Origin of the sequence: Actinoplanes sp. NPDC048791 (assembly GCF_040650095.1) — a bacterium.
In the GTDB taxonomy this organism is placed as follows: Bacteria; Actinomycetota; Actinomycetes; order Mycobacteriales; family Micromonosporaceae; genus Actinoplanes.
The window spans coordinates 1-8,411 of sequence record NZ_JBEZGQ010000302.1; the positions used below are offsets into that span (position 1 = coordinate 1).

The window sequence follows — 8,411 nt, forward strand, 5'->3', positions numbered from 1 at the left end:
GTGCGGCTGCGCAGCGTCGCCAGCTCCGCCCGGCGCGGGCCGGCTGTGATCGGCGTCAGCGCGGCGAAGGCCAGGCCGTTGCGCCAGAACGCCACGGCCAGCGCCGGAGCCGCCACGAAGGCGATCAGCGGGGCCGAGGTCGAGACGGCGAGCACCGCCACGGCCAGGGCCGCCCCGGTCAGCCACGGGGGCCGTTCGCGGGGTGACTGCATATTCATCCCTCGCCGTCGCTTCTTGCATATCTACACATCACAGTTTGTCGACCTCAGTTGAGCGGAAAGTGAGCCAGTCGTTACGCTCGCCGCCGATGCATTTCCGTCAATCCCTCAGGAGAGTGGTTTTCGATGCCCGCGTTCCAAGCGGTCGTGTTCGACTTTTTCGGCACGCTGACCCGTTCCGTGCGGAGGGGGCCCCAGCACGCCGACATCGCTCGGGCGCTGGGCTGTGATCCCGACGCGGTGCTGAGCGTCCTGGATCGTACGTTCCAGGTCCGGGCCCGCGGAGATCTCGGGTCGGCCGAGGCGACTCTGCGCTGGGTGACCGAGCAGGCCGGAGGCCGGCCGCGTACCGCCCAGTTGCAGGCGGCGGTGCCGGCCCGGGTCGACGCTCTGAAGGCTGACACCCGGCTGCGCGCTGACGCGGAGAGCGTTCTCCGGGCCGTCAAGCAGCGGGGCCTGCGCACCGCGCTGATCAGCGACTGCACCCATGAACTGCCTGCCTTTCTGCCGAGCATGCCGATCGCCCCGCTGCTCGACGTGAACGTCTTCTCCGTCGAGGTCGGCCGGTGCAAGCCGGACCCGCTGATCTATCTGGAGGCGTGCTGGCGGATGCGGGTGGCCCCCGAGGACTGCCTGTACATCGGTGACGGCGGCAGCCGCGAGCTCACCGGGGCCGCTGCCGTCGGGATGACCGCCGTCCGGCTGGCCGCGCCCGACCTGGCCGACCACCTGGTGTTCGACGCGGACGACGACTTCGCCGGCCCCAGCGTGCCGTCGCTGACCGCCGTGCTGGATCTGCTTGATCCCGTACCCGTGCTGACCTGATTGCATGCAGGATGCATTAAGCCCTCGCGGACGCGGCCCGGCGCCGGCCGGGCCGCGTGCGAGGATGACCGGGTGACGACCGAGCTCGTGGCTGAGGCGATCAAGAAGGCCGGCATCGCCTGGATCAACGCACCCGGCGGCCCGTCCCTGGCCCTGTGGGTCATGCCGCTCGACGGCGCGCTCATCCTGGTCTGCGGCCCCGGCGAGCAGGCCGCACCCGGCCTGGCCGAGGCATCCCGTGCCTCGGTGCGCCTGCGCGGCGACAACGGCGGCCTGATCGTGATCGTCGAAGCGCAGGTCGAGCGGCTCACCCCGGGCACCGAGGAGTGGACCGAGATCGCCCCGCAGCTGGCCGGCAAGCGCCTCAACGCGAGCGGCACCGCTGAGGAGCTGGTCGCCCGCTGGGCCGGGACCGACTGCGCCGTCCTGCGACTGACGCCGGTCGACGAGCCCGTCGCCGCCCCGCACCTGCCGACCGGCTCGCAGGCGGAGCCGCCACGCGATACCCCGGCCCGCATCAAGGTCCGCCGCCCGTTCCGCCTGCACCGCGTACGCAAGCGCAAGCCGTAGGCGGACCGCCCGAAAGACCAAGATCAAGGGCTGGCTGTCCCAGGTCCGTCGGGGTGCGAGCCGTCGCTCCCGCGGGCACCGGGCGGGCCCGGCCAATCGCCTGGCGGCTCATGAACGGCCGGGCCCACCCTGCCGGCTGCGTGCTCGCCAGACCGGAACCGGTCAGCCCACGAACGGCGGCACCTTGATCTCGCCCTGGGCCACCGGGATCACGTGGCCGGAGACCGTGGCCAGCGTGGCCGCGCCGCCCGTCGCCGTCACCGTGCACTCCAGCAGGGACGGCCGGTGCATCTCGATGCCCTGATGCACCGTGTACGACGTCGTCCCCTCCTCCGGCAGCCAGCCCCGAGCGACCAGCCACACGCCCAGCCCCAGGGCCGCCGAGCCGGTCGCCGGGTCCTCGGGCACCGACACACCCGGGCAGAACACCCGCACGTACGCCGTCCGCACGGCCTGCTCCCAGGCGAAGACGCTGATGCCCGTCACGCCCAGCGCGCGGGCTCGCGCCGGGTCGGCCCACGCGCGGGCCAGCGCTTCCCGGCGCACCGGCAGGAAAACGAATTCCAGTCCGCAGCCGGCCGCCGCCGGTTCCGCCGCCGCCCCGGCGAAGTCATCCGCCGTCAGGCCCACCAGATCCAGCAGGTCCCGGGCCGGCACCGGCGCGCCCAGCGTCGGCTTGCCGCCGGTCAGCGTCGCCACGTCCGAGCCCACCGTGATCGGCAGCATCCCGGCGCCGCACTCCTGCACCACCTGCCCGGGCTGGGCCAGGCCGCGCCGGACCGAGGTCACGGCGGCGCCGACGCTGGGGTGACCCGCGAACGGCAGCTCCGTCTCCGGAGTGAAGATCCGCGCCCGGTACGTCGCGCCGGCCGCCGACGGCAGCACGAAGACTGTCTCCGAAAGGTTGAACTCCCGGGCCAGTGTCTGCATCTGGTCGCCGGCCAGACCCTCGGCGCCGAAGACCACGGCCAGCGGGTTTCCGGCGAAGGGGCGGTCGGTGAACACGTCGACGATCTCGTACGCCACGGTAGACATGGTTCGACGCTAACTTAGGCTGGTGCGGTGACCATGGGGAGCAGGGTTTATCTGGCGCGGCTCGCGGCGCTGCCCGTTTTCGACCCCAACGGCGACCGGGTGGGCCGGGTGCGCGACGCCGTCCTGCGGTTGCGCACCACCAACCGGCCGCCGCAGGTCGTCGGTCTCGTCGCCGAGATGGCGTTGCGCCGCCGGATCTTCCTGCCGATCGGCCGGGTGACCTCGATGGACGCCGAGGCCGTCGTGCTCAGCACCGGCATGCTCAACCTGCGCCGGTTCGAGAAGCGGCCCAACGAGCTGCTGGTGCTCGAGGAGGTGCTGGACCGGCGGGTCACGGTCGAGCCGGAGGACCGGCAGGGTCCCGGCACCACCGGCACGGTCGTGGACCTGGGCATGGAGCTCAACCGCAACAACGAGTGGCTGATCACCCGGGTGGCCGTCCGCCAGCACACCGGCCGGCTGGCCCGGCGCGGGCACACGTACCAGGTGGAGTACGACCGGATCCGCGGCCTGGTCGGGCCGACCGACACCCAGGGCACCTCGAATCTCGTCGCCCTGCTCGAACAGATGCGGCCCGCGGACATGGCGAACGCCCTGCAGGACCTGGCCGACGCGCGGCGCAACGAGGTCGCCGCGGCGCTGAGCGACCGGACGCTGGCCGACGTGCTCGAGGAGTTGCCGGAGCACGACCAGGTGGAGATCCTGATCCAGCTGGACCGGGAACGCGCCGCCGACGTCCTGGAACGCATGGACCCGGACGACGCCGCGGACCTGCTCGCCGAGCTGCCCCAGGCCGAGCAGGCCGTGCTGCTCGACCTGATGGAGCCGGAAGAGGCGGCGCCGGTCCGGCAGCTGATGAGCTACACCCCCGGCACCGCCGGCTCGGTGATGACCTCGGAACCGGTGATCCTCACCCCGGACACCACGGTGGCCGAGGCGCTGGCCCGGATCCGTGAACCGGAGCTGTCCCCGGTCGTCGCCGCCCAGGTCTTCGTGGCCCGGGCACCGTCGGCCACCCCCAGCGGCAAGTACCTCGGCATGGTCCACTTCCAGCGGCTGCTGCGGGAGCCGCCCTCGTCGATTCTGGGTGGCCTCATCGAGACCGACATAGATCCGCTGACGCCCGAGACCAACCTCACCGAGATCACCCGGCGGATGGCGACCTACGACATGGTGGCGATGCCGGTGGTCGACAACGCGTACCGGCTGGTGGGGGCGGTGACCGTGGACGACGTGCTGGACCACTCGCTGCCCCGCGACTGGCGTGACCGGGACGCCCAGGACGCCCAGGACCAGGCCGACGCGCTGCTGCGCCAGGCCCACCCGGAGACGGGCTCATGACCGAGCCCCGCCGGGACCGCCTCGACCAGCCGATCGAGCCGGGCCGGGTCCGGCTGCCGCGCTTCGACCCGGAGGCCTTCGGACGCTGGTCGGAGAGCATCGCCCGGTACATGGGCACGGCGAAGTTCATCGTCTACATGACGATCATCATCGGCGCCTGGTTCGCCTGGAACACCCTGGCGCCGAAGGACATGCGCTTCGACCCGTACACGTTCACGTTCCTGACCTTGATCCTGTCCTTGCAGGCGTCCTACGCCGCGCCGCTCATCCTGCTCGCGCAGAACCGCCAGGCCGACCGCGACCGCCTGACGATGGAGGAGGACCGCCGGCGCGCGGCCATGCAGAAGGCCGACACGGAGTATCTGGCCCGCGAGATCGCCTCGCTGCGGATCGCCGTCGGCGAGGTCGCGACCCGCGACTTCCTGCGCTCGGAGCTGGCCCGGCTCGCCGACGAACTGGACGAGGCGGCCCATCGACGGCAGAAGCTGGAACGTAAGGAGTGGGAAGAGGAACGGACCTGAGCGCGACGTAGCATGGTCGTCATGTCCGCACCAGCCCCCACCATCGAGGACGCGATCCAGGCGGCCCTCGCCACCGTCGACGATCCCGAGATCCGCCGCCCGATCACCGAGCTCGGCATGGTCAAGGGCTTCACCGTCGCCGGGTCCGGTGTGAAGGTCGAGCTGCTGCTCACCGTCGCCGGTTGCCCGCTGCGCGACAAGCTCACCAACGACATCACCGCCGCGGTCACCGCGATCCCCGGGATCACCACCGTGGAGATCGACTTCGGCGTCATGACCGAGGAGCAGCGCAAGTCCCTGCAGGCCACGCTGCGCGGCGGCGGTGAGTCCGCCGAGCCGGTCATCCCGTTCGCCCAGCCGGGTTCCAAGACCCGGGTGTACGCGGTGGCCAGCGGCAAGGGCGGCGTGGGCAAGTCCAGCGTCACGGTCAACCTGGCCGCCGCCCTGGCCAAGCGCGGGCTGTCGGTCGGTGTGGTCGACGCCGACATCTACGGCCACTCGGTGCCCCGCATGCTCGGCGTCGAGGGCCGGCCCACCCGGGTCGAGGACATGATCATGCCGCCGCAGTCGCACGGCGTGAAGGTCATCTCGATCGGCATGTTCACCTCGGGCAACGCCGCCGTGGTGTGGCGCGGTCCGATGCTGCACCGGGCCCTGCAGCAGTTCCTCGCCGACGTCTTCTGGGGCGACCTGGACGTGCTGCTGCTGGACCTGCCGCCGGGCACCGGTGACGTGGCCATCTCGCTGGCCCAGCTGCTGCCCAACGCCGAGATCCTGGTCGTCACCACGCCGCAGATGGCCGCGGCCGAGGTGGCCGAGCGGGCCGGGGCGATCGTGCAGCAGACCCACCAGCGGCTGGTCGGCGTGGTGGAGAACATGTCGTGGCTCGAGCTGCCCGACGGCACCCGCATGGAGGTCTTCGGTGCCGGTGGTGGTCAGACGGTGGCCGACTCGCTGACCAAGACGGTGGGCGCCTCGGTGCCGCTGCTGGGTCAGATCCCGCTGGACACCCGGGTCCGCGAGGCCGGCGACGCCGGCACGCCGGTGGTGCTGGCCGACCCGGAGTCACCGGCGGCCCAGGCGCTGGACGCGGTCGCGGACCGGCTCGCCATCCGGCGGGAGTCGCTGGTCGGCAAGCCGCTGGGCCTGCTGGTCAACGCCCGCAAGTAGGGCCTACGTAGCGTCCAGATCGAATCTGCGCGGCGCCGGGGTGGACTTCTCCACCGCGGCGCCGTTGCTCTGTGCCTTCAGGTCGGCGGCGGAAGCCACCTCACCGAGGTCCGATTTCACGCCGTTCAGGTCGCTCTTGACGTCCTCGAACAGGCCCTGCAGCGGCTTGCGGATGGCCTGCTCGTCGTCCTCGCTCAGCAGATGCTTGCGGATGAACGCCTTCGGGTGCAGGTCCTGCAGCTGGATGTCGGTGCCCAGCTCCCGGCTCAGGTCGGTGGTGGCGTTCTGGGCCATCGCCCGCAGGCCGCGCAACATCCGCAGGCCGTCACCGATCACCTTGGGCAGGCGCTCACCGAAGATCAGCAGCGCGAGCATCAGCAGGGCGCCGATCTCCCACCAGTTGAGGTTCTCGAACACGCGCGGACCTCCCTCGTCGCGTACCTGAGCAAGAGTACGCACGCACTCTGTGTCTGCGCCGCCCGCCCATGAGGACGGTTCACTTCGCGTCGGCCGCCAGGGTCACGGAAGCCGTCTGGGTCTTGGTGCCGCGCCGGTATTCCACGGCGACGACCGATTCCGGGGCGTACTTGCGGACCAGCGCGATCAGGTCGGTGCCGTCCTCCAGCAGGTGACCGTTGATCTTGGTGATCACGTCGCCCGACTTCAGCCCGGCCGTGGCCGCCGGACCGGTGGGCTGGACCGAGCGCAGCCGGGCCCCGGACGAGCCCGCGGAGCCGGAGGTGCCACCGGTGGAGACCTCGGCGCCGATCACCGTACGGCGGGCCTTGCCGTGGTCGATGATCTCGCGGGCGACCCGCATGGCCTGGTTGATCGGGATGGCGAAGGCCAGGCCGATGTTGCCGGCCTCGGTGTCGCTGCCGCCGACGGACCGGATCACCGAGTTCATGCCGACCACCCGGCCGGCCGCGTCGACCAGCGGGCCGCCGGAGTTGCCCTGGTTGACCGCCGCGTCGGTCTGGATGGCGGCGTAGTAGCGGACCGTGCCGCCCGGATCGCCGGCCTGGATGGTGCGGTCCAGCGCGCTCACGATGCCGGAGGTGACGGTGTTGACCAGAGCCAGCGGCGAACCGAAAGCGAGGACAGGGTCACCCACCGCAATGGAGTCCGAGTCCCCAAGTGAGACAGCCGTCACACTCTTCTTTGCGACTTTGATCACTGCGATGTCCGATTCGGGGTCCCGCCCGACCACGGTCGCCGACGCGGTGGACCCGTCACTGAAGGACACCGACATGGAGTCGTTCGCGCCCTCGACCACGTGGTCGTTGGTCACCACGTAGCCGTCGGGGGAGATCACGAAGCCCGAGCCGATCGCGCCGGTGACCCGGACGGTGACCACGCTCGGCAGCACCTGCTTGGCCACGCCGGCCAGCGAATCGGGGGCCCGCTGGGCCGCCGAGGGGGCCGCCAGCGGCGTGCCGCCGAGCTGGGTGCCGCCGCCGACGCCGCTGCGGGTGGCGAACACGAAGCCCAGCGTGCCGCCGAGACCACCGGCCAGCAACGCGGTGACCAGGCAGATGAGCAGCACCGGGGTCATCGACCGGCGCGGCGCGTCCGGATTGACGACAGGCTCGGGCTGCGGGCCGGTGCTGACCGGGGCGGTGGGCACGACCACCGCCGACGGGGCGTACGGATCCCGCCACGGATCAGTCAGCGCGTCGGACCACCACGGCGACCCGGCCGACGCTCCAGGCGTGGCGGACGGCGGCGGTTGAGGCTGGCGCCAGTTCCAGCCGTCGGTCACGTCGGTGCCTCCCCTGGTCGGTACCGGAGCGCCGGGCTCCGGCATCCAGGATGACACGGATCGGTGGAGATCATCCGGTCAGTGGGACCCCGGGCCCGGGCCCGCCGCTTTCCGCCGCCGAAGTCCCGGTGCGCGAAGGGTGAGCATCGCTCTACGCTCATACCCGATGTGCACCGGTTCCGGACCGCGCATCCCCTCTCCAGACGGAGGTCGTCATCGTCACCGCAGCCCGATCGTTCGGCGCCCCGACCGCGCAGTCGGTGCAGTTCACCGAGGCCTACGCCGCCGAGGACATCGTCCTGCAGACCGCCCGCAACCTGGCCCACGAGGTCGGCCTGGCGGCCGTCTCCCCCGGCGCCGGGTCCGTGCTGAGCGTGCTCGCCGCGGCGGGCAGCGCCAAGGCGGTCGTCGAGATCGGCACCGGTACGGGCGTGAGCGGCGTCTGGCTGCTCCGCGGCATGCGCGCGGACGGCGTCCTGACCACGATCGACGTGGAGAACGAGCACCAGCGCATCGCCCGGAGGATCTTCCAGGAGGCGGGCTTCGCGGCGTCACGGACCCGGATCATCACCGGCCGCGCGCTGGACGTACTGCCCCGCCTCGCCGACGGCGTCTACGACCTGATCTTCGTGGACGCGGACGCCACCGAGTTCGGCGCCTGCGCCGACGCCGCCCTACGCCTGCTCCGCCGCGGCGGAATCCTGGTGGTCAACGGCGCCCTGGCCGGCGGCCGGATCAGCGACCCCTCAGCCCGCGACGTCGACACGATCACGATCCGCGAAACGGTCAAGGCCGTCCGCGAGTCAGAAGAATGGATCCCGGCCCTGATCCCAGCCGGCGGCGGCCTCCTGACCGCCGTCAAACGCTGATAACGGCCATCCGGGCCCCATTGCCGGCTGGCTGGTTGGGGTAGCCGCGCCCACGTCGGATTGCGCCCGTCGTTGTCCAGGCCACCGAAAATGACCACGG

General features: G+C 71.6%; 9 protein-coding genes and 1 pseudogene. 6 read left to right on the forward strand and 4 right to left on the reverse strand.

Going from position 1 to position 8,411, the window contains the following annotated elements:
* A pseudogene (locus AB0C29_RS21915) lies at positions 1–212 on the reverse strand (EamA family transporter); the annotation flags it as partial.
* 132 nt (positions 213–344) lie between these two features.
* Between AB0C29_RS21915 and AB0C29_RS21920 the strand changes: the two are divergent.
* Together AB0C29_RS21920 and AB0C29_RS21925 are read left to right on the forward strand one after the other, a co-directional pair.
* Positions 345–1,043 carry an HAD family hydrolase gene (locus AB0C29_RS21920; protein WP_360822898.1) on the forward strand — a complete coding sequence of 233 codons (699 nt, stop codon included), beginning with the start codon at positions 345–347 and terminating at the stop codon, positions 1,041–1,043.
* Between the two features lie 72 nt (positions 1,044–1,115).
* Positions 1,116–1,613, forward strand: coding sequence for a hypothetical protein (locus tag AB0C29_RS21925; RefSeq protein ID WP_360822901.1), 498 nt, complete (start codon positions 1,116–1,118; stop codon positions 1,611–1,613).
* 162 nt (positions 1,614–1,775) lie between these two features.
* Here the strand turns inward: AB0C29_RS21925 and AB0C29_RS21930 are convergent, their stop codons facing one another.
* A complete protein-coding gene (locus AB0C29_RS21930; protein ID WP_360822904.1) occupies positions 1,776–2,648 on the reverse strand; it encodes a PhzF family phenazine biosynthesis protein in 873 nt (290 codons plus the stop codon).
* A gap of 27 nt (positions 2,649–2,675) precedes the next feature.
* Between AB0C29_RS21930 and AB0C29_RS21935 the strand changes: the two genes are divergently transcribed.
* Genes AB0C29_RS21935 through AB0C29_RS21945 form a run of 3 tightly spaced genes read left to right on the forward strand, consistent with a single transcriptional unit; the run spans position 2,676 to position 5,680 of the window.
* Positions 2,676–3,989: a magnesium transporter MgtE N-terminal domain-containing protein gene (locus tag AB0C29_RS21935; RefSeq protein ID WP_360822907.1), complete on the forward strand. Its 1,314-nt coding sequence runs from the start codon at positions 2,676–2,678 to the stop codon at positions 3,987–3,989.
* Complete coding sequence (locus tag AB0C29_RS21940) at positions 3,986–4,510, forward strand: DUF1003 domain-containing protein (RefSeq protein WP_360822910.1); 525 nt, start codon at positions 3,986–3,988, stop codon at positions 4,508–4,510. The genes AB0C29_RS21935 and AB0C29_RS21940 overlap by 4 nt, the downstream gene beginning before the upstream one ends.
* A 21-nt stretch (positions 4,511–4,531) precedes the next feature.
* Positions 4,532–5,680 carry an Mrp/NBP35 family ATP-binding protein gene (locus tag AB0C29_RS21945; RefSeq protein WP_360822913.1) on the forward strand — a complete coding sequence of 383 codons (1,149 nt, stop codon included), beginning with the start codon at positions 4,532–4,534 and terminating at the stop codon, positions 5,678–5,680.
* A 3-nt stretch (positions 5,681–5,683) separates the two neighbouring features.
* On the opposite strand, the gene AB0C29_RS21950 is transcribed toward AB0C29_RS21945, so the two are convergent.
* Positions 5,684–6,097 (reverse strand): preprotein translocase subunit TatB, encoded by a 414-nt coding sequence (locus AB0C29_RS21950; RefSeq protein ID WP_360822916.1) that lies wholly within the window; start codon positions 6,095–6,097, stop codon positions 5,684–5,686.
* A gap of 79 nt (positions 6,098–6,176) precedes the next feature.
* Positions 6,177–7,442, reverse strand: coding sequence for a trypsin-like peptidase domain-containing protein (locus AB0C29_RS21955; protein ID WP_360822919.1), 1,266 nt, complete (start codon positions 7,440–7,442; stop codon positions 6,177–6,179).
* 260 nt (positions 7,443–7,702) lie between these two features.
* Here AB0C29_RS21955 and AB0C29_RS21960 point away from each other — a divergent pair, with 260 nt between their 5' ends.
* Positions 7,703–8,311: an O-methyltransferase gene (locus tag AB0C29_RS21960; RefSeq protein ID WP_360822922.1), complete on the forward strand. Its 609-nt coding sequence runs from the start codon at positions 7,703–7,705 to the stop codon at positions 8,309–8,311.
* Positions 8,312–8,411 lie beyond the last annotated feature (100 nt).